The 21,610-nt window shown below is 54.7% G+C and carries 14 protein-coding genes and 2 pseudogenes; all 16 read right to left on the bottom strand.

Going from position 1 to position 21,610, the window contains the following annotated elements; translation table 11 throughout:
• Position 1: 1 nt before the first annotated feature.
• The 16 genes and pseudogenes from cpsG to wbaP all read right to left on the bottom strand — a co-directional run bounded on the left by cpsG (position 2) and on the right by wbaP (position 21,497).
• Complete coding sequence (gene cpsG / locus ABVR31_RS07285; protein WP_372772255.1) at positions 2-1,387, bottom strand: phosphomannomutase CpsG; 1,386 nt, start codon at positions 1,385-1,387, stop codon at positions 2-4.
• Between the two features lie 14 nt (positions 1,388-1,401).
• A complete protein-coding gene (locus ABVR31_RS07280; RefSeq protein WP_127834323.1) occupies positions 1,402-2,817 on the bottom strand; it encodes a mannose-1-phosphate guanylyltransferase/mannose-6-phosphate isomerase in 1,416 nt (471 codons plus the stop codon).
• A 519-nt stretch (positions 2,818-3,336) separates the two neighbouring features.
• Positions 3,337-4,350 carry a UDP-glucose 4-epimerase GalE gene (galE, locus tag ABVR31_RS07275; RefSeq protein WP_058757297.1) on the bottom strand — a complete coding sequence of 338 codons (1,014 nt, stop codon included), beginning with the start codon at positions 4,348-4,350 and terminating at the stop codon, positions 3,337-3,339.
• A gap of 45 nt (positions 4,351-4,395) precedes the next feature.
• Entirely contained in the window at positions 4,396-5,292 is an 897-nt protein-coding gene (gene galF, locus ABVR31_RS07270; protein WP_021509335.1) for a UTP--glucose-1-phosphate uridylyltransferase GalF, read from the bottom strand.
• 90 nt (positions 5,293-5,382) lie between these two features.
• Positions 5,383-5,673, bottom strand: a complete 291-nt coding sequence (locus ABVR31_RS07265; protein ID WP_372772252.1) for a hypothetical protein — start codon at positions 5,671-5,673, stop codon at positions 5,383-5,385.
• A 276-nt stretch (positions 5,674-5,949) separates the two neighbouring features.
• Positions 5,950-7,291 (bottom strand): annotated as a pseudogene (locus tag ABVR31_RS07260) (MOP flippase family protein).
• Positions 7,288-8,511, bottom strand: coding sequence for a glycosyltransferase (locus ABVR31_RS07255; protein WP_058775759.1), 1,224 nt, complete (start codon positions 8,509-8,511; stop codon positions 7,288-7,290). Before ABVR31_RS07255 ends, ABVR31_RS07260 begins: the two are co-directional and overlap by 4 nt.
• Positions 8,512-8,514: 3 nt before the next feature.
• On the bottom strand, positions 8,515-9,777 hold the full coding sequence (gene wcaK / locus ABVR31_RS07250; RefSeq protein ID WP_058757295.1) for a colanic acid biosynthesis pyruvyl transferase WcaK: 1,263 nt from the start codon (positions 9,775-9,777) through the stop codon (positions 8,515-8,517).
• Positions 9,778-10,391: 614 nt separating this feature from the next.
• Entirely contained in the window at positions 10,392-12,602 is a 2,211-nt protein-coding gene (locus tag ABVR31_RS07245; RefSeq protein WP_031280062.1) for a phage tailspike protein, read from the bottom strand.
• Between the two features lie 69 nt (positions 12,603-12,671).
• A complete protein-coding gene (locus tag ABVR31_RS07240) occupies positions 12,672-13,706 on the bottom strand; it encodes a glycosyltransferase (protein WP_021509330.1) in 1,035 nt (344 codons plus the stop codon).
• 155 nt (positions 13,707-13,861) lie between these two features.
• A complete protein-coding gene (locus ABVR31_RS07235; protein WP_058757293.1) occupies positions 13,862-14,614 on the bottom strand; it encodes a glycosyltransferase family 2 protein in 753 nt (250 codons plus the stop codon).
• Between the two features lie 70 nt (positions 14,615-14,684).
• On the bottom strand, positions 14,685-15,602 hold the full coding sequence (locus ABVR31_RS07230; protein WP_058757292.1) for a glycosyltransferase family 2 protein: 918 nt from the start codon (positions 15,600-15,602) through the stop codon (positions 14,685-14,687).
• 396 nt (positions 15,603-15,998) lie between these two features.
• Complete coding sequence (wzc, locus tag ABVR31_RS07225; RefSeq protein WP_021509327.1) at positions 15,999-18,176, bottom strand: tyrosine-protein kinase Wzc; 2,178 nt, start codon at positions 18,174-18,176, stop codon at positions 15,999-16,001.
• Positions 18,177-18,188: 12 nt separating this feature from the next.
• Positions 18,189-18,623 (bottom strand): protein-tyrosine-phosphatase, encoded by a 435-nt coding sequence (locus ABVR31_RS07220; RefSeq protein WP_021509326.1) that lies wholly within the window; start codon positions 18,621-18,623, stop codon positions 18,189-18,191.
• 9 nt (positions 18,624-18,632) lie between these two features.
• Positions 18,633-19,763: a polysaccharide export protein gene (locus ABVR31_RS07215; protein WP_031280061.1), complete on the bottom strand. Its 1,131-nt coding sequence runs from the start codon at positions 19,761-19,763 to the stop codon at positions 18,633-18,635.
• A gap of 299 nt (positions 19,764-20,062) precedes the next feature.
• Positions 20,063-21,497 (bottom strand): annotated as a pseudogene (gene wbaP, locus ABVR31_RS07210) (undecaprenyl-phosphate galactose phosphotransferase WbaP).
• Positions 21,498-21,610: the final 113 nt, after the last annotated feature.

The raw sequence follows: 21,610 nt of genomic DNA, 5'->3' as shown, positions 1-21,610 counted from the left end.
ATCAGATATAATCCCTATCATCTAAAAAAGATAATATATCTGAAGTTTTGTTTATCATAAGCTTATAATTTTGTCGAGTTTCAACGTTCAATCTCATCAATGGTTCAGTATTTGACGTTCTTAAATTAAAACGCCAATCCTCGAATGACATACTGAGCCCATCTGTTTTATCAATGTCCAGAGCGTCTGAATTATATTTTTTTTCAATCAGTGCAATTAATTCGGCGGCATTAACAACTTTACGATTAATCTCTCCGGAGGCAGGGAACTTAGCCATTCTATTTTTTACTAAAGATTGAATGCTAGCCCTATTCGTCTGGACCAGTTCAGCCACTAAAAGCCATGGAATCATTCCACTATCGCAATAAGCAAAATCACGGAAGTAATGGTGTGCGCTCATTTCGCCGCCGTACACCGCATCTTCTTCACGCATGCGCTCTTTAATAAACGCATGACCTGTTTTAGACATAACAGGTATGCCACCCTCTTTAGTGACGACGTCGATAGTGTTCCAGGTCAAACGGGGATCGTGAATGATCTTCGCACCAGGCTCTTTCTTGAGGAACGCTTCGGCCAGCAGGCCGACAATGTAATAACCTTCGATGAACTCTGCGTTCTCGTCAAACAGGAAGCAGCGATCAAAGTCGCCATCAAATGCGATGCCCATGTCGGCTTTGTTCGCTTTCACCGCATCGGAGGTATCTTTCCGGCACTCTGGCAGTAAGGGATTGGGGATACCGTTCGGGAAATGACCATTCGCTTCATGGTGAACTTTAACGAAGGTGACCGGTGCATTCGCCAGCTGGAAGCGCTTTTCGATCTCATCAATAACGTGACCGGCAGCGCCATTACCCGAGTTGATGACCAGCGTCATGGGTTTAGTGAAATTTGCCAGATCAATGTAGCCCATCAGGTGATCGACATAGGCATTCAATACCGAGATCTGTTTATAGCTGCCACGCTTAGCTGCATCTACCGGCGCAAAATCGTTAGCTTCAGCCAGACGCTGAACATCACGTAAGCCTGTATCGCCACTGATAGGACGGGAACCTTCACGCACCAGCTTCATGCCGTTATAGTTCATCGGATTATGGCTTGCCGTCACTTCGATGCCACCATCAATGCCTAAATGGAAGGTGGCGAAATAAATCTCTTCCGTGCCGCTTAAGCCGATATCAAGTACATTGGTACCCGCATCCATTAAACCATTGGCCAGGGCCATTTTCAGGCTTTCGCTGGTCAGGCGGACATCGCCGCCCACGACAATCGTTTCCGGCTTTAAAAATTCGCCATAAGCGCGACCAATACGATATGCAATTTCTTCATTTAATTCCGCGCCAAGCTCACCGCGAATGTCATAAGCTTTAAAACAGGTCAATGCTGCCATGATTTTGTCTGTCCTTACTTACTTGCAAATTGTTCTTTAATCAGAATTAAATCGTCATCGCCCAGATAGGAGCCTGACTGAATTTCCAGCAGCTCTAACGGAATCTTGCCTGGATTTTCTAACGTGTGCTGATGGCCAATAGGAATAAAGGTCGATTGGTTTTCCGTCAGCAATAAGGTTTTATCCTGAATAGTCACTTTGGCAGTGCCGGATAAGATCACCCAGTGTTCAGTTCGGTGATAATGCATCTGTAATTCGAAACGTTCACCCGGTTTAACGGTGATACGATTTACATTAAAACGGCCGGTATTGACCACCAGATCGCAGCGTCCCCATGGCCAGTAAGTTTCACGATGACGACGATATTCCGTACGGCATTCGCTCTTCAGGAACTCCACCACGCGTTTGACGTCCTGAACCTGATCTTTGCGCGCCACCAGCACGGCATCTTTGGTGTTAACAATCACCAGATTTTCCACGCCGATAGCTGCCACTAACTGATCTTCGCTGTTGATGTAGCAATTTTTAGTGTTGTGCAGGAAGGTATCGCCTTTCAGCGAGTTACCGGCTGCATCTTTTTCATTCACTTCCCACAGCGCGGACCAGGATCCGACATCGCTCCAGCCCGCATCCAGCGGCACCACAACGGCTGCGTCCGTTTGCTCCATCACGGCATAGTCAACTGACTCATCCGGGCAGGCAATGAAATCGTCTTTATCAATGCTGATGAAGTCGTTACCTTCTGCCACGTTCGTCATCGCACGGCGGCAGGCATCCAGAATATCAGGACGGAATTTTTCCAGTTCCTGCAGATAACGTTTGGCGCGGAACATAAACATCCCGCTGTTCCAGTAATATTCACCGGAAGCCAGATAATCCTGAGCCGTTTTCAGATTCGGCTTTTCAACAAAACGCTGCACGCTAAACGGCGCATGTTCATCACCCGCCAGCTGCTCACCGCGATGAATATAGCCGTAACCGGTTTCAGGTCCGGTGGGCACGATGCCGAAGGTGACCAGATGCCCCTGCTTGGCATATTTCGTTGCGGTGGTGATGGCCTGATGGAATGCCGCGCGGTTCTCAATGACATGGTCGGCGGCTAACACTAACAGTACCGGATCATCGCCTTGCTCAATCGCGTTAATCGCTGCCAGAGCAATCGCCGGCGCCGTGTTGCGGCCAACCGGTTCAAGGATGATGTTATGGGAAAGTTTGTTGATTTGACGAAGCTGTTCAGCGACGAGGAAACGGTGCTCTTCGTTGCAGATGACCAGCGGAGCTCGCGCTTCGACACCGGTCAGGCGGTTGACAGTCTCCTGCAGCATCGAGTGCTGTCCGTGCAAGCTGATGAACTGTTTTGGATACAATTCACGTGAAAGGGGCCACAAACGACTGCCGGTTCCTCCGGCCATGATTACGGGAAGTAACATTCCACAACCTCTAATGTGTCTTTTAGACTGCTCTATCATTTTCAGCGGGACAATTTTTCAGCAAAACAAAAAATAGCCACGCTACCGCCCTTGGCTTGCAGCAACCAATATGCTGTGTAACAAGTCAATCCTGTGCTTTCCGTCTCGGCTAATTATGGTCAATATTGCAGCATCAACCGCTTTGTCTGAGACCATCGCAAATAATACATTTTGTGCTGCCGAATTAACATGGTTATTGTCTGATGCCGGCGCGGCGAATCTTAATTTCTTTTCGTCGTTGCGGTTAACTGCAAGCTACTGAGTCGGAAAGAATATAGCTGGCGATTCGCAGAATGAAAGGCTGCAGCGGGGTTTCACTAAATCAATATGATGAGTTGTGAACTTGATGCATTGGTCTGGCGCTGATTAGGATTTTTCTGCATCCCGCAAATGAATGCCTGAACAAAAAAACACCAAAGTAAATTATTTGCCCATAAAAAAACCCGGCATATGCCGGGTTTTTACTCATTACCTGCTTAATCACTTAAAGCCATTCGGGTTCTTCGACTGCCAGTTCCACGTATCGCGCATCATCGCATCAATACCGCGCGTGACGCGCCAGTCGAGCTCTTTGTTGGCCAGGCTGGCATCCGCCCAGAACGCCGGCAGATCGCCGTCGCGGCGCGGTTTGAATTCGAACGGAATCTGTTTACCGGACGCCTGCTCAAACGCCTTGATCATCTCCAGCACCGAGAAGCCTTTGCCGCCGCCGAGGTTGTAAGCTTTGTAGCCTTCAACTTTTGGCAGGTGATCCAGCGCTTTCAGGTGCCCTTCCGCCAGGTCGACGACGTGAATGTAGTCGCGCTGGCAGGTGCCATCTGGCGTCGCGTAGTCATCGCCAAACACGCCCAGCTTGTCCAGACGCCCAATCGCCACCTGCGCAATGTACGGCAGCAGGTTGTTCGGAATACCGGTTGGGTCTTCGCCAATCTCACCGGATTCGTGCGCGCCGACCGGGTTGAAGTAGCGCAGCGCGATGGCTTTGAAGTTCGGCTCGGCTTTGGCGAAGTCGCGCATCACGAACTCAATCATCAGCTTGGAGGTGCCGTACGGACTGGTGGTGCCACCAATCGGCGTCGTTTCGACATACGGAACCGGTGCGTCAGCGCCATACACGGTGGCGGATGAGCTGAAGATAAAGTTCCACACGCCGGCAGCGCGCATCTCTTCCAGCAGCACCACGGTCCCGGCGACATTGTTCTCGTAATATTCCAGCGGCATGCGCGTGGATTCGCCGACCGCTTTCAGCGCAGCGAAGTGGATGACGGCCGAGATGTCATTGCTGGCAAACAGATCGCGCAGGCAGGCGCGGTCGCGGATGTCGCCTTCAACGAAGACCGCTTTCTTACCGGCCAGCTTCTCAACGCGATTGATTGCTTCGCGCGAGGCATTGCAAAGGTTATCCAGGACTACAACGTCGTCGCCGCGCTCTAACAGCGCCAGCACCGTATGGGAGCCGATGTACCCTGCTCCGCCCGTTACCAAAATAGCCATGTGTACTCCTTTAAAACCGCGCAACCTGCGCGGCGGGGAAAGAGATTATTTTGCCAGAATTTTTTGGATTGCTTCGCGGAAATCGCGGCCCTGGGTGTTGTTGCGCAGACCGTAAGAGACGAAGGCCTGCATGTAGCCGAGTTTACGGCCGCAGTCGAAGCTGGTGCCGGTCAGCAGCTGGGCATCAACCGGTTTTTTCTGGCTCAGGGAAGCGATGGCATCGGTCAGCTGGATACGGCCCCAGGCACCTGGCTCAGTGCGCTCCAGTTCACCCCAGATATCCGCAGAAAGCACGTAACGGCCCACGGCGGTCAGGTCTGAGTTCAGCTCGGACGGATGCTCAGGTTTTTCCACGAAGTTGGTGATGGTGCTGATATCGCCCGGATTATCCAGCGGCTGCTCGGTGGTCAGCACGCCATACTCAGACAGGTCTTCGCCCGGCATGTGTTTCGCCAGAACCTGGCTGCGGCCGGTCTCTTCAAAGCGTGCCACCATCGCGGCAAGGTTGTAACGCAGGTGGTCAGCGGTAGAGTCATCCAGCAGCACGTCTGGCAGTACCACCACAAATGGGTTGTCGCCAATCATCGGACGGGCACACAGTACCGAGTGGCCAAGACCCAGCGGGTTCGCCTGACGCACGTTCATGATAGTCACGCCCGGCGGGCAGATTGACTGCACTTCGCTCAGCAATTGGCGTTTCACGCGCGCTTCAAGCAGCGCTTCCAGCTCGTAGGTGGTATCGAAGTGGTTTTCCACTGCATTTTTGGAAGCATGGGTGACCAGCACAATCTCCTTGATGCCCGCCGCCACGCACTCGTCGACAATGTACTGAATCATTGGTTTATCGACGATAGGCAGCATCTCTTTCGGAATGGCTTTAGTCGCAGGGAGCATATGCATACCGAGACCCGCAACCGGGATTACTGCTTTAAGCTTGGTCATATTTATTCCATTTCATGAAGTGAATACGTGGGGTCGATTATGCAGGATCGGCCGGTTGAGCAAGTATAATCTTTATCTGAAAAACCGGCACTAACTCTCTGTCAACACATAAAAAATCGTCAAAAAGTCCATCTGCCAGCCGGCAATGAGGCGGGAAAAAAAAGCGGCTAAATGGCTGAAAAACAGTGGAAGGCAGAGTGCAAGGCGATGACCGGTGAGGCCAGTGATTGTTGAGCGTTCAGACCGGCATTGCGGAAACATCATTGGGGCGAAGATGGAAGCGTAATTTTGAAAGGTCGCCATAAATGGCGCCCCTACGGGATCACGGCAGGTTTTTGTAGGGTGCGCATTAATGCGCACCGGCAGCTGCACATCAGTCACCGATCACACCTGATTTTGAAAGGTCGCCATGAATGGCGCCCCTACGGGATCACAGCAGGTTTTTGTAGGGTGCGCATTGATGCGCACCGGCAGCTGCACGTCAGTCACCGATCACATCTGATTTTAAAGGTCGCCATGAATGGCGCCCCTACGGGATCACGGCAGGTTTTTGTAGGGTGCGCATTAATGCGCACCGGCAGCTTCACGTCAGTCACCGATCACATTTGATGATGGCGGGCGGTCGCCGTTGCCAACGACAGCCCCTGTCATCACCGCTTACAGCCAGCCCTCAAACCACTCGGGCATCACGAACAGGTTGAAATGATTCACCAGCAGCATCAGGCCGACAAACACCACCGACACCGACACCCATTGACGCGCATACGGCATAAAGCGGATGCCAATCACCGGTTTGATGAAGAACGGATGCGCGAAGGCGGAGATCAGCACCTGGGAAATCGACAGCGTCAGCGCCACGTAAATCACGTTCGGCCAGATCCACGTAGTGGCCAGCACCACCACCACCACCAGGCTGGCGACGATATTCCAATAGAACTCCGACGTTGGTGCGTCCGTTCGCCTGGGAGATCGCGCCGGTCAGGCCGCCCATCGGGCGCAGCATACCGAACAGCAGCATCAGCGGGATCAGGTGATACACCTGCTCGTGCGAGGCGCCATACAGCACACGCACAATCACCGGAGAGAGAATACCAATCGCCAGGTACATCGCGCTGCTGAACAGCATGATGACGAAGGTGCCCTTGAGGAACAGTTTTTTCAGCTGCTCGGGATCGTGCTGCTTCTCGGCGAAGCGCGGCAGCGCCAGGCGGTTAATCACCGGCGACACCAGCTTCAGCGGCTGCAGAATCAGCTCCTTCGCCAGCGAGTAAATCCCCAGCATCTCGGCACCCATCACTTTACCGACGATCAGCGCATCGGCCTGGGTACGCAGCTGGTTAATGGTCTGCGAACCCAGCTGATAGATACCGTAACGCACCGCGCTGACAAAGGTTTTGCCGTCGAACTCCCACGTTGGCCGCCACGACTTCTCGCCAAAGTAGATCATGCAGAGAATGCGCGTGAAGGCGTTGATGAACAGCCCGAGAATCGCCGCCGCTACCGTCAGGGAGGTGAAATAGAGCATCGCCACCGTACACAGGAAGGCAAACAGCTTGGTGCCCATCTCAATCTTCGCCAGCGTCACCATGCGTTTGGTTTTCACATAGTGCGCCTGATACTGCGACAGATGACCGAGCACGAGGAAGTTGAGGCTGGTGAGCATAATCAGCGCCGTCAGCTCCGGCAGATGGTAGAACCACGCCACCGGCCAGGCGATGGCCAGCATGATCAGACCGGTACAGAAGCTCAGCGAGACGTTAACCCAGTAAATGGTGCTCTGCTCACGACGTGTAATCTCCTGACGATGCACGATGTAGCTACTCATGCCCATGTCCTGCAGCACGGTAGCCACCGCCAGAATGGCGTTGATGATCGCCAGCAAACCCAGCTCGTGCGCTTCCAGCTTACGCGCCAGCACCGCCAGCTGCAGCACCTGCAGCAGCGCGGCAAAGCAGGTGCTGCCAAACAGCCACACCGCCTGTTTTTTTAATCCACTCACACCATGCGCTCCAGAATTTTCGCCAGCTCACCGTAAGCGATGTGCTGATTGAACTCGGTTTCCACTTTATGGCGCGCTGCGGCCACCACCGGTGCAACGTCAACGTCGCCGCGCGACAGGCGCAGCAGCGTGTCCGCCAGCTCGTCGGCATCATTTTCCGACACCAGCCAGCCGCTGACGTTATTCTGAATCAGCTCCGGGATGCCGCTGTGGTAGGTGGACACCACCGGCAGGCCAACCGCCATCGCTTCCATCAGCGCCACCGGAATGCCTTCCATATCGCCATCGGCGGCGGTTTTCGACGGCAGCAGGAAGATGTCGGCCTCGCTCAGCGCCTGACGAATCTCCTCCTGCGGCTTGAAGCCCGGCATGGTCACCATGTCTTCCAGGCCGGCACGCGCGATGTGCTCGCGCATCATGCCGTCCTGCTCGCCGTTACCAATGATGGTGAACTGGAACTGACCGCCGTTATCGCGCAGGATTTCACTGGCTTTGACCGCCACGTCCAGCCCTTTTTTCTCGGTCAGGCGCGCCACCGAAACAATGCGCAGCGGTTTGTGGAACGCGTCGCGCGGCTGGAAGTTAAATTTCTCCGGCTCGATGCCCATGCGCGTGACGTGCACTTTTTCGCGCGGACAGCCCATCTCAATCAGCTTGTTCTCCCACAGATGGCTGATCGGCAGCATCAGTTCGCTCTGTCTGAACAGGTTGATGTAATCCTGTTTGTGCTCTTCAAGAATGTGGCGACGCGAGATATCAGCGCCGTGGAACACCGTCGCCTGCTTGCCCTTCAGTACCCCCAGCTCGCGCAGTTTATTCGCCAGCGCACCGGCATAGCCGAAGTGCACCAGGAACACATCGGCGGTAAAGGTCTGCCGGGCATTTGCGACAATGGCCGGCAGCAGCAGTTTTTTCGCCTGCGCACCGTAGCGGCCAACGTTAAGCGACTTCAGCAGCGCCGGCTTGGCGATTTTCGGCAGCATCAGTCCGATGCGCTGGGTCAGTTTGTCGAGGTTTGATACCTTCTCTTCCGGCAGCAGATAGTGGGTTTTCGCCGCCAGATTGTACTCATCGAATGCGGCATGACGGTTGATCATGTCGCCCGGAAACACCGAGATGATCTCGACGTCATAGCCGGCATCGATGAAATGCGTCACCTGATTGAGGACAAACGTCTCAGAGGCAACCGGAAAACGCATGGTGAAAAAGGTTAGCTTCATCACTTACCCCAGGACGTTGAGAATTTCTTCGGTGATGCGGTTGCCGATTTCACGCTCCTGCGCCACCGCGGTGTTCACTTTTTGCTTCACGTTGTCGTAGTCCGCCAGCACGGTCTGCACTTTGTCGATCAGCGAGCCGTCCATCAGGCTCTGCACGTCGGTGGCCATCTGCGGCAGACCCAGCTGGTTCATCACGCCGAGCGATTTGTGCTCGTAGTTGATGGCCACGGCTGGCGTGCCGAAGTTCATGGAGATGATTGCCGAGTGCAGGCGCGTGCCGATGGTGAGATGACAGTGGCTGAGCAGGATGCCGAGCTCCAGGTCATTGAACTCGTCCATGATCACATGGTAGTGCTCCGGCTGCTCAACGTGGTCGCGCAGCGTCAGCGCCACCATACGGTCATCTTTGGCATAGCTGTCGATGCCGGTACAGGTGGAGAACGCCACCACCTGATAACCTTCGGCGATCATGGCGTTGATCACCCGGCCAAACGCGGCTTCGTACTCTTTCTGCGTGACGCCAAGACGTTTGTCGAACGGTGCCAGCTCACGCACGGTGATGGCGATGGTTTTGCGCGACTGAATGATGTTCTGCCAGTGCAGCAGGTTGTGGCTCGGATTTTCCACCTCGCGCGCCTGCACCAGGAACGCGGTGTCCACGCCCTTCTTCACCCGGCTGGTGGTCACGCCATCCTGCTTCAGGCGATCGAGGCTGACCTCTTCGCGCAGCACCAGGCTGTCGACGCGGTCAAAAACAAAGTTTGCCAGCGCATTGACGCGCGGGTTTTCGAACGGGCCCACCGAGTGACCGATCATGTGCAACGGCTTCTTCGCCATCAGCGCGCACAGCGCGTGATCGAACTGGGTGACGCCGTACAGATCGACGAAGAACGAGCCGCCGACCTGAATGATGGCATCATATTTCGCCAGGCTGCGGGTGAATTCCGCCAGATGCGGCGGCACCGAAAAGGATTTATACACGCCACCTTTGCCGAGGTGCGCCATCATGATATCCGGCATCAGACGGTTGGCGACTTTGCGCTTCAGGCTGCTGACCAGCCCTTTTGGCGCCTTACTGTTGTGCAGAAACAGCGAATCCTGCTGGATGTGCTGCTGCAGTAAATATCCGGAGCTGGTTGGATAGCGGCTGATGACATCGATATCCAGATCCCCACGCGCGGCCTGCAATGAATCAATCAGTCCACGTAAAATCGCGCCATCCCCACGATTTCCACAGGTATGGTTACCCACCAATAAAATCTTCATAAAAACTCCAGATAAATTTTTGTAATTTTTTACAAGCCGCCAGTTCCATACTGGCTAAGTGAACTCTGTAAGAAAAAACTGCTAATGGGCCAGCGGCCCGAAATTAACGACTGCCTGTTGTGACGTAAATGCGTTACCTGTTTAGCGGTGCGCATAAATGCGCACCCTACATATCTGGCGCTGCGCCGGGCATCAATCCACGCCCTGCATCGCCGGTATACGGTGCGCATAAATGCGCACCCTACATTTCTGGTGCTGCGACGGGCATCAATCCGCGCCCTGCATCGCCGGTATACGGTGCGCATAAATACGCACCCTACATTTCTGGCGCTGCGCTGGGTATCAATCCACGCCCTGCATCGCTGGTATGCGGTGCGCATAAATGCGCCCCCTACATTTCTGGTGCTGCGCCGGGCATCAATCCACGCCCTGCATCGCCGGTATACGGTGCGCATTAATGCGCACCCTACATATCTGGCGCTGCGCCGGGTATCAATCCACGCCCTGCATCGCCGGTATACGGTGCGCATGAATGCGCACCCTACAAGTCCTGTGCGCGATGATGAGAAGTGCACGAACGTAGGGTCGCCATTCATGGCGACCGCCGCTCATCCTCACGACTTCAGCGCAAAATACGGCAGCGCCACCTGCTCGCCGTTGATCACCACTGAAACAAACCCCTTCGGCTGGCGCGTATCTACCTCTTCGGGCTTCAGCGCGCGCGACGCCAGCAGCAAATCGCCCTGCTCGTTGCCGCCGATGCCGGCTTTACCGTTGTGCAGGCTAAACCGCTGCGGGGCCGGCTGGCTGCCGCTGGTCGGACTGCCCTGCGCCATGGTGGCGTCAACGCGCGCACAGCGGCCGGTGAGGAACCGGTCTTTGGCGGTGCTCTTAATCAGCACCACCGCCGTCGGCGTCCAGCCCGCCAGTTTGACGAACACTTTGCTATCGGTATCGCTGCGCGCATCGACGCGCACCTCCAGCACCGGCGAACTGCCTTCCGCAGACCAGCTGGCTTCCGCCTTGCTGGTTTTGCGCTGCAGATGAATCACCGCGCGACCGCCGGTCTGTTTACCGCCCATCACGTCGAGCAGCGGCTGTTTGTCGCTGCCGTTGCTGAACTGCGACTGACCAAACAGCTCGATCTCCCAGCTGTCACCCACGGTTGGCGAGTAAAAATTACCCAGCTCGAACCAGGTGGCCTGATTGGTGTTGTTGGTCAGACGGAAACGCGACGTGATGTAGTTGTATTTCAGGCTGCCGTCGATGGCCACGCCGTAAGACTCCACCCGCGTTGAGCCCATCTCCCAGATATTCAGCCAGCGCTCGCCTTCCAGCGAGTTATCGATCCAGCTGCCAGACTGCAGATTGGTCTGGCGCATGTTGAGGCGGGAATTGCGCGCGTTCAGCGGGTTTTTGCAATCTTCCAGGCTCAGCGCATCAATAATCCACTGGCCGTTCGAGATATCGCCGGGGTGCTCGCTGTGCTCAATCCAGCCGTTATGAATGATCGACTGGCTGCAGCGCGGCAGGTTAAGTACCATGCCGCCGGTACAGCGCTGGGCGTTGAAGTTCGACAGCTCAATCGCCGTACTGTGGTCCCACGCACCCTGTTTCTGTCCGGACCAGCTAGCTTTGATCACGTCACCGGTACAGGTGTCGGCGTACCACTGGTCGATTTTGCAGTCCAGCGTATCCAGCAGGCTGATCGAGGTGCCGCCGACGCGGTTGAAGCGCAGGCAGGCACCGCGGAAGAACTGGCCGCCCGGACAGGTGTTGCGGAACAGCCCCTGTTTGTTTGGCCGCTTGTCGTTCTGACCGTTAAAGATCAGGTTGGAGATTTCGGTCCAGCGCGCATTCACCTGGAACAGGAATTCGGAACGACCGTCAGATACCAGCGTAGTCGCCGGGAAATAGCCGAAGTTAACCATCGCGCCGGAAATGCGGAAGAAGCGCTGCTGCTGATCGCCAAAGTCACAGCCGGTCACGAAGAAGGTGCCTGCCGGAAACTGAACGCAGATCTGCTGGTTAGCCTTGAGCGACCACTGATACATGGCTTTGATCGCCGGTGCCGTATCGGTTTTGCCGTCGGCGATGGCGCCGAAGTCAAACAGCGTCAGACGGTTGAAATCTTCCACCACGCGGCGCCAGTAGAACCCGTTACCGCTGAAAATCACGCCGCCATCATCTTCGCCTTCGCCATACACGCCGACGAACTCGCCGCCGCCCACTTCCAGCCCTTCGTGCCAGCTCTTCAGCTTGATTTTCGCTCCGGCAAACAGCGGTCGGGTTTTACGCAGCTCTTCCACCGACGGGATTTCGCCGATCAGCTGATAACCGTTCGGCTGCGCCAGGCGCTGGCTGAAGTTGCTGGCGTTCGGGCGCGACACGTCGCTGATGGAAAACAGCGTATTACCCTGGTTATCTTCCACCACCATCGAGTGCGCGGGATTGGCGATTAACGCGGCATTATCGTGAATAAACTGGGCAAAGTTGCCTTTATTGAGCGCAATTGGCTGGCTCACCTGGGAAACCTTACCGCTGGCGTCGCGCAGATACACCGGAATCTGGTTGCCGGCCTGGCTGGCATCTTTGCCTGCTGCGCCAATCCACAGTTTGCCCTCAAAGTTCTGCCAGAACTGCGGTGGCATGGTATAGACATTTTCCGGCGTCAGAATCGGCACATCGCCCGGCGGGACGCTGGAGGCATCAACCGCTTTCAGCGCCGGCTGACCACTTTTGGCGGCGTAACTGGAAAACGCGCTCACCGACAGCGCGGCAACAATGGAGGAGGCTGCAGTTTGCAAGACTTCTCTTCTTTTCATGCTAACAATCCCGTGGTCATGGGGCCGCATGGCGGCCGAAAAGGTATCCCCGAGGCACGATAAAAGTGGTTACACCAGCGCCAGCCAGCTCTGTTTGATCTGATTACCGTCAAACTTCAGCGCCGTCTCTTTGGTCTTTTCGCTCATGGCAAAGAACAGGCGATCGTCGCTGGCCAGCTGCTCCATGCGCGCCAGGAAAGTGGCTTTGTCGTTCATTGGTACCAGGAAGCCATCTTCGCCGTGGTTGATGATCTCCTGCGGTCCGGTCGGACAGTCATAGGCCACCACCGGCAGCGACCAGGATTTGGCTTCCAGCAGTACCAGCGGCAGCCCTTCATAACGTGAGGTCATCAGCGCCATGTCGCTGTCGCGGTAGTAATCATTGATATTGCTGACTTTCCCGACAAAGTTAACGCTGCCGGTGATGCCCAGCGCCGCGGCCTGATCGTGCAGTTGCTGGCGCAGTTCGCCGTCACCGGCGATCACCAGCTTCCACTCCGGGTGTTTTTTGCTGAAGTCGGCCCAGATATCCAGCAGCAGGTCAAAGCCCTTTTGGTTATCGAGGCGGCCTACCGCCAGCGCCTGACGGCTGCGCGTCTCGCGCTGCCAGGATTTGTACACCACCGGATTAGGAATTTGCTGGCTGGGGATATGCCAGCGGGTGAAGACCTGATGGTCTTTGTCAGTCAGCACGATCACCTGGTCGTAGTAGCGCAGCAGCAGCCACTTCAGCAGTTTGATCGGCTTGCTGAAGGAGTTAATAGCGATGTGCTCGCAGGCGTAGGCTTTGAAGGTTTTTTTCTTCATTGCCATCAGGTTCCAGAAGGCAAACATCACGCTCAGGCGCCCCATACTAATCAGGAATACGCTGTCGAAGCCCTCCTGATGGATGCGCGCCACGGCACTTTTAATCGGGTTGCTGTGGCCTTCGAAGCTGACAATCTCTTTCACCCGCTCAAACGGGTAAAAGGTTTTGCCGTGCCCTTCCAGCGAGTAAATGGTAACGGCATGCTCTTCACCGAGGCACTCCGACATGAAGTTGCAGATATTCTCCGTGCCTGCGTAGGAGTAGGCATCCTTAATAACCAAAACAATCTTTTTCATCTGATACTTTTCACCTCAAATTGCTCAAATCCAGACCCAAGTCATTTGCGTTGCCGCAAGGCGGCAAGTGCGTTCATTCCCGGGAGCTTACTCAAGTAAGTGACCGGGATGGACGTGCGCAGCCAACGTAGCGGCAGCGCGAAGGACACAGGGTCTTAGCGATGTTTAAGGGTGAAAAGAACCCCATTCACCATATACCAGCCGTAATAGTAATAGATTTTTAAAGGATTGTTTTTATAGATAATTCTTAATAATTCGAGGTGCCATTTCGCCGCTTTATTTTTGTTACGCGACAGTGAATCGCCCAGCTCGTAGTAGTTGACCAGCGTCTTCTGGATCACCCGGGCTTGTTTGTAGCGGAGGAACAGCTCATAGAGGAACAGGAAGTCTTCATGGCCTTTACGCTGGAAGAAGATGCCCTGTGGCGGACGACGGAAACACACCGAGGAGAAGCAGACGCGATACTGCTTCTTCACGAAATTTTCCTGCTGCAGATAAGGTTTGTGGTAGTTGATGTCGTGATCGGCGGTTTTGGTTTTGTAGTGATAATGGGTGATGACGAAGTCGTCACCGGCGGCCAGCGCCGCGGCCTGCTCGGCCAGTTTCTCCGCGTGCCATTCATCATCGCTGTCGAGAAACGCAATGATCTCCTCTTTGGCCGCGCGCAGGCCCACGTTGCGCGTTTCCGCCGCGCCGAGGTTGACCTCGTTGCTGAGGATAGTGATGCGCGCGTCCTGGCAGTGCTCGCGCACAAAAGCGAGTGAATCATCGGTGGATTTATCATTGACCAGGTAGAGATGCCAGTCGCTGTAGGTCTGATTCACGATCGACTCAACCGCACGCAGCACGGTGTTGCGCGCGTTGTACATCGGCATCACGATACCGATGGTGCCAACATGATTTGTCATTTGTATACCCGGAGTGTCAGGAACCGAAAAAATGCTCCCGCTGCGGGAGCAAGTGAAAGTCATAAATCGATCAGGAAACCGCTCTTCGCCCCGTGAAGCGCGACTTCAGCTTATCGACCAGGCGATTGATGAAGTAGGCGCGGTTATCACGGTTGGTGAGGAAGAAGTAGCGCGCAAAACTGACGCTGGCCAGCAGCGAATTGCCATCCATTTTGTAGCGCAGCGGCAGCTTGAACGCTTTGTAGGTATGGATATCGCGCGCCGTCAGGTGCGGCTTCATGGTGTCGAGCCAGAAGAAGGAGTACTTCACCGACTCGCCTTTGTGTTTGGAACCAAATTTGGTCACCAGATGGTAGGTCGCCAGCGGTTTGGCGATCATCACAAATTCATAGCCCATGCGGTCGGCGCGGATGCAGAAGTCATAATCCTGATGGCGAATATAGCGCGCATCAAACTGGATTCTGGCGGCATCTTCGCGTTTCAGCACGATGGTACTGGTCTGGATAAAGCCGTAACAGCCAAACAGGTACTCCGCCACGGTCTCATTTTTCCCCGGCGGCTGCATCGGCATCACTTTGAGGAAGCTGCCGTCCTGATGAATATTGACCTGGCTGAAGATGACATAGCGCGATTTACCCTGCGCTTCCAGCTTGCGGATGGTATCGCACACTTCCAGTAGCTTGTCCGCGTGCCACTCGTCGTCGGCGTCGAGGAAGCTGATGAAGTCGCCCTGCGCCAGTTCAATACCTTTGTTGCGTGCGCCGGCGCCGTTGAGTTTGACCTCAGACAGCTCCAGTTTGATGTCCAGATCCTGATAGCGCTCGCCGCGCACCACCTGCGCCAGTTCCGCGGCATCAGCGGATTTGTCATCCACGATGATGACTTCAAAGTTGCGATAGGTTTGCGCTTTGACGCAATCCAGCGTCGTGACAATCGATTTCGACGCGTTATAAGCGGGAATTACAATTGAGAAGCGGATGTCCTGCATTGCCAGCACCTCTTAAACAGCTGTTCCAGATTCAACGGTAACGCGAGCGGCCTGTAGAAAGGAATCGGCTTTGTTCTGAAAAATCATGCCGTTAGTATTCTTTTTCAATAAGACTTTTCGTACCGTCACGGAAATACCTAAGATTGTGCTGTGTGTATGTTTGATGGTGCAAAACGCACCGAAAAAAATCGTTATTATGTTCGCGGTATCAATTTCACCGCCGCAGTTTTATGCGTTTAATCACCGCACGTTCCGTAGCGGCGCAATTTATTGCGCGATAAATCGCGCCGCTACAATACTCTGCGGTGTATCCGCATGTTTTGCAGAGGCACAAGGCATGGCGCTTAGCCAGAGACGCGCCATAAAAAGGGGCGGAAAATCCGCCCCCGATAGTGCTTAGCTTTTGCTCTCTTTGCCGTATTCGTAGTTGTAATAGTCGTAGCCATAACCATAGGCATTCGACGCTTTACGGACCACGGCGTTGAGGATGACGCCTTTAATCTCGATACCGTTCTGGGCGAAGCGCTTGTAGCTGACATCCAGCTCTTTGGTGGTGTTGGTTTCGAAACGCGCCACCATCAGCGAGGTACCGGCCAGCTTACCGATGATGGAAGCGTCGGTCACAGCCAGAATCGGCGGCGTATCGATCAGCACCAGGTCATAGTTCTTGCTTGCCCAGTCCAGCAGCTCCTGCATGCGACGATGCATCAGCAGCTCAGACGGGTTCGGTGGCACCTGACCACGCGGCAGGAAGTCAAAACCGTACACACCCTTCTGAATCATCGCCGGCGAGAACTCGCTCTTGCCTGACAGCACGTTAGACAGGCCAGTCTTGTTATCCGCACCCAGCAGCTCGTGGGTATAGCCGCGACGCATATCACCATCGATGAACAGCACGCGCTGACCTGCTTTGGATACCAGCGTCGCCAGGTTGGCACAGATAAAGGTTTTACCAATACCCGGGCTGGCACCGGTGATCATCAGGATGTTGTTTTTCGCTTCCATCATGGCGAAGTGCAGGCTGGTACGCAGGCTACGAATCGCTTCGATGGAGAGGTCCGTCGGATTGCCCAGCGCCAGCAGCGTGTTGTGCGGATCCGACTTCTCTTTGCTGCCGCGTCGCGCCAGCGCTTCGGTGTCTTTCTTACGCTGCCACTCGGAGAGCGGTACGCTGGCATAGACGTTCATGCCCAGCTCTTCCAGCTGCTCCGGGTTGTCGATCCCGTGGTGGAACAGCGCTTTCAGCAGCACCAGACCAACCGACAGCATCAGACCCACAATCAGACCCGCGACAATAATCAGCAGCTTCTTCGGTGCCACCGGGCTGGTGCTGGTTTCGGCACGGTCGATGATGCGCACATCACCCACGGTGCTGGCCTTGCTGATGCCCAGTTCCTGCTGACGATTCAGCAGCTGCATGTAGATTTCCTGACCGGCCTGCACGTCACGCGTCAGACGCAGAATCTCCTGCTGGGTCTGCGGCATGGCCGAGATTTTCTTGTTCAGCTGCGCCTGTTCCGCTTCCAGCGTTTTGCGTTTTTCCAGCAGCGCGCGGTAGGTCGGGTGGTCTTTGGTGAACAGCTGGGAAACTTCGGCTTCACGGAAGGTCAGCTCGTTCAGCTGGCTCTGGACGCTAACGGACGAGTCGAGCGCCGATTTGGCTTCCAGCGACATGTCCACCGACTCGTTCTGACGACGGAAGGTGTTCAGCTTGTCTTCCGCATCGTCCAGCTTGGCACGCACGTTAGGCAACTGGGTGCGCAGGAATTCGAGGCTCTTCTCTGCCTGCTCAGACTTGCGCTCAACGTTCTGCAGCAGATAGTTGTTAACGATCTGGTTCAGCACGCGGCTCGCCTGCTCCTGATCTTCATCCTGGAACTCCAGGCCCAGCACGCCGGTGGTTTTGCCTTTATCGGCGACGGTCAGCGCGCCCAGCACAGTTTTGATCGCCTGCAGGTCGCTCAGCTTGGTGACGCTGAAGCTGGTGCCTTCGTCAGCCTGAATGCCGCTAACCAGCATGGTGACGTCGCCGTGCTGCTCCAGCTGACCGACGCGGCCTTTGAACAGTTCGTCGCCGTCTTTGCTCACGGTATAGGTCTGCGGACCGGTGACTTCCAGTTCAACGGTACGTTTGTCGATGCTGCGCGGAATTTCCAGGCGTGAAATGGCAATCTGCGCCGGCTTGTTGCCCATCAGGCGCGACAGACCTTTACCGATTACCGGGAAGTAGTTTTGCTGAATGACCGTGTCCAGACCGAGGTCGTTAACGGTTTTACCAATCACCATGCGGGATTCGATGATCTGAATCTCGGTGTCTGATGCTGGCGTGGTCGGAATCACATCCTGTAATTCGTTCAGCACCGAGGCGGTGTTTTTCTGCTCCACCTGCACCATAGCGTCCGCGCTATAGATTGGCGTAGCAAACAGTGTGTAGAGCGTTGCCATCAGCATAAAGAAAGCGGTGACCGCCACGATGATCCAGCGATGATCGATCAGCTGTCCCACAAGATGCGCCAGATCCCATCCATTCGAATCTTCTTTTGGCGCAGTCATAACCTTGTTTTTGATATTCATGGATATTCCCAACTATCGGCTTAGTACGTTAACCCATTTCTGGGTAGCGTTTTCCAGTAACCCGTAAACCTCTTCAAAGGCCTCACGGCTTTTTTTGTACGGATCCGCAATTTCCTGTTGGTTAAGCCAGTGGCCCAGCAGCATGGTCTTCCCCCGCGCGGCCGGATCGATGCGATTCACCTGCTCAACGTGGCGCTTCTCCATTACCAGAATCAGGTCAAAGTCACGGCACATGCTGGCCGTTAACTGCTGAGCCTCATGACCGTCCAGCGAGACGCCATGTTCAGCGGCGACGGCGCTGGCCGTCTTATCCGCCGGGTGGCCCTTGAGGGCGCCAAGACCGGCAGAAGCGATACGGGTATGCGGAAGTGCGCGTTTAAACAGACGCTCCCCGGTGGGGGAGCGGCAAATGTTGCCGACGCAGACGACTAACACTGACTTAATCATGGTAAAACCTTAGTCCGACCAGTTGCGGAAACGCAGCGCTGCGGAGCTTGCATCGTCGATACCTACGATGGTCGGCAGCAGTCCGGAAATCACGCGGTTCCAGCGGGTGATTGGTGTTGCGGTGACGTAGACAATGTCGTACGGCTCCAGTTGGAATTCGGTGCCCATCACCATCGACGCCGCATCTTTGGTGTTCAGCTGATAGATGTTGGCGATCTTGGTGCGGTTAGCACCGCGAATCGGACGAATGACGAATACGCCGGTGGCGTCAGAGGTGGTTTGATCCATGCCCTGTGCGTTACCCAGTGCTTCAGCCAGCGTCATGCCGCTGCGGTCCATCTTCAGCGTGGTCTGCTGTTTCACTTCGCCCATTACGAAGATCTTCAGATCGTCGTTACGCGGTACGTAAAGGATATCGCCCGGATAGAGCAGATGGTTCTGGCTCAGGTCGCCGTTTTGCATCAGCGCCTGCAGCGAAATGCGCTGCTCGCGGCCGTTGTGCGTCAGCACCACGTTGCGCCAGTCGGCGTCAGCGGCAAGGCCACCCGCGGCGTTCACCGCATCCAGCACGGTCAGCGGCACGTTGGTGATCGGCTGCTGGCCGGAGGTGGTGACCGAACCGGTCACGTAGGCTTTCTGCGAACGGAACGCGGCCACATTGACATCCACCTGCGGACTTTCAATGAACTGCGCCAGACGACGCGCGATTTCACTGCGGATTTCCGTCACGGTGCGGCCTGCAACGCGCACTTTACCGATGTACGGATAGAAGATGGTACCGTCTGCCTGCACCCAGTTACCGGTGTCGCTGGCGCTACGGTACTGACCGGCCGGCGTGGTCAGCTCAGGGTGATCCCATACGGTGACGTTCAGTACGTCGCCGATGCCAACGCGGTATTGATAGCTCTGAATCTCGTTCTGCAGCAGCGGGTTAGCCTGAGCAACCAGCGGCTTCGGACGCATCTGTTCAACCAGACGCGGCGTCAGAGGGAAGACGTTAACGTATTTGTCGATGTCAAAATTGCTATCCTGTTGCTCAATGACATCTTTTCCGCTAGTGGAAAGGTGCGAACCTGGTTCGATGGTGCACCCGGAGAGGAAAGTCGCGGATACCAGTAACGGTATCAATTTAGTTTTCATTATCATCTGGTTCTTCGCTATCAGTTAATGATTGATAGAGGCGAAAACGCCGCTGTGTAAGCGTCTAACAAAAATAAAGGCAAGGAATTAAACACTGAAACTGAGGTTCATTATCATTAGCTCCCTGGTTTATGTTGTCATCCTGGTTGCAGACGACTTCAATTAAAGTGGGTTATCGTTAAGCGGCTTAATAACCCGCTCTGTTCGGGCTCGATAATGGCAGTTATCAGTTACAGACACTCCCAGCACCGGCAGTTATCAGGCGGGAACGTTATTTCGTCCCCTGCCCTTGCTGTCTATCAATAAGCGCCGTCGCGTTTGAGTACCACGCCGACCGTCTTAAACAGAATCGCGATGTCATTCCACAGCGACCAGTTTTTGACATACCACGAATCGAAATAGACGCGCGTCTCATAGTCAACGTCGTTACGACCGCTGACCTGCCACAATCCCGTCATGCCTGGCTTTGCCATCAGGTAATAATCAACATCACCGGCATAACGGCAGAGTTCATCTTCAATCACCGGGCGCGGGCCAACGAGGCTCATGTCACCGCGCACGACGTTCCACAGCTGCGGCAACTCATCCAGACTGGTTTTACGGATGAAATGACCGACTTTGGTAATACGTGGATCGTTTTTCAGTTTGAAATCTTTGTCCCACTCGGCGCGGGCTACCGGGTCGGTGCGCAGCACCTCTTCCAGCACCTCTTTCGAGTTAATCACCATTGAGCGGAACTTCAGGCATTTGAACTTGCGGCCATTGAGACCCACACCGTTCGTGACCGTAAATCGGTGGTCCGCCATCACGGCCAACCATGAAGCCGAGTACCAGCAGTGCAGGTGACAGCGCGATGATGATGCTGAGCGCGCCGACGATATCGAATGCCCGCTTCAGGACACGCGAGGTGCGTTTCGCCAGGTTGTTATTCACACGCAGAATCATCACTTCATGGCTGAAGATGTAAGCCATATCGGTGCCGTACAGCGGTACGCCGCGCAACGTCGGGATAACCGAGACCGAGCGACAGTTATGCATCGCCAGCATTTTCAGCCAGCGGTCGCGGTGCTGACTCTGCTCAAACTCAACCGCAACGATAAACTGGGTTTCGCTGTTGGTCAGCTGCCACAGCTCCTGCTCGTTATGCAGCACCGGTACACCGGAGATGCTGGCCTGCGGGCAGCTGCCATCGACGTCGAAGAAGGCGATCACGTCAAAGCCCATCACCTCTTCGCTCTGCAACGCCTGCCAGGCTTCCTGCGCGTTACGGTTGCTACCAATAATAATGGTTTGCTTTTTCCACATACCGAAATGATTCAGCACGCGTTTGGAAATAGCACGCGCCAGCGGAATCAGCACCAGCGCTAAAATCCACGTTAATACCCAGACAAAACGGGACATCTGCCATTGTGATAATGCTGAAATTGACAAATCGATGACAGAGAAAATGAGAATGGTACGAAAGATCTCTTTCAGTTCAAACCAGAAGGGTTTGCGATAGGTATAATGACGCAGGCGAACCCAGAACCAGCCTGTACAAATTAAGGACAGACAGACATGGGTGGCGATTTTTAAGTTGAGGTCTTTTTCAGAAATATCTGCCAGTGGAGAATCGGCGAACGAATTAATCAGCGCGAGTGCAATAAACAATGCCGCGTTGAAACAAATTAAATCCGAGCACGCCAGTAAAATTTTTGTCAGAAGACTTTTATATGTAAATTCATTATCGCGCATATTTGACTCTTTTATTTTATTTCCCTTAATCCCTAACGCCTAAGCCTGAGTAATTAATGAGCGATGCACTAACTAAACCAGCGAGACAAACTGCGGCGAACTCCCCGGCATTT

Source organism: Pantoea sp. WEP (genome assembly GCF_041678305.1).
Lineage (GTDB): Bacteria > Pseudomonadota > Gammaproteobacteria > Enterobacterales > Enterobacteriaceae > Pantoea > Pantoea dispersa.
Note: the sequence above shows the minus strand (reverse complement) of the source record. Positions and strands in the feature narration are given on the sequence as shown.

Bases quoted from the DNA above. Each gene is read 5' to 3' on its own strand.
- ABVR31_RS07240 (WP_021509330.1), bottom strand. From the start codon at position 13,706: ATGAAAAAGATTGTTTTGGTTATTAAGGATGCCTACTCCTACGCAGGC.
- ABVR31_RS07235 (WP_058757293.1), bottom strand. From the start codon at position 14,614: ATGACAAATCATGTTGGCACCATCGGTATCGTGATGCCGATGTACAAC.
- wzc (WP_021509327.1), bottom strand. From the start codon at position 18,176: ATGAATATCAAAAACAAGGTTATGACTGCGCCAAAAGAAGATTCGAAT.
- galF (WP_021509335.1), bottom strand. From the start codon at position 5,292: ATGACCAAGCTTAAAGCAGTAATCCCGGTTGCGGGTCTCGGTATGCAT.
- ABVR31_RS07215 (WP_031280061.1), bottom strand. From the start codon at position 19,763: ATGAAAACTAAATTGATACCGTTACTGGTATCCGCGACTTTCCTCTCC.
- wcaK (WP_058757295.1), bottom strand. From the start codon at position 9,777: ATGAAGATTTTATTGGTGGGTAACCATACCTGTGGAAATCGTGGGGAT.
- ABVR31_RS07255 (WP_058775759.1), bottom strand. From the start codon at position 8,511: ATGAAGCTAACCTTTTTCACCATGCGTTTTCCGGTTGCCTCTGAGACG.
- cpsG (WP_372772255.1), bottom strand. From the start codon at position 1,387: ATGGCAGCATTGACCTGTTTTAAAGCTTATGACATTCGCGGTGAGCTT.
- ABVR31_RS07220 (WP_021509326.1), bottom strand. From the start codon at position 18,623: ATGATTAAGTCAGTGTTAGTCGTCTGCGTCGGCAACATTTGCCGCTCC.
- ABVR31_RS07245 (WP_031280062.1), bottom strand. From the start codon at position 12,602: ATGAAAAGAAGAGAAGTCTTGCAAACTGCAGCCTCCTCCATTGTTGCC.
- galE (WP_058757297.1), bottom strand. From the start codon at position 4,350: ATGGCTATTTTGGTAACGGGCGGAGCAGGGTACATCGGCTCCCATACG.
- ABVR31_RS07230 (WP_058757292.1), bottom strand. From the start codon at position 15,602: ATGCAGGACATCCGCTTCTCAATTGTAATTCCCGCTTATAACGCGTCG.
- ABVR31_RS07280 (WP_127834323.1), bottom strand. From the start codon at position 2,817: ATGTTACTTCCCGTAATCATGGCCGGAGGAACCGGCAGTCGTTTGTGG.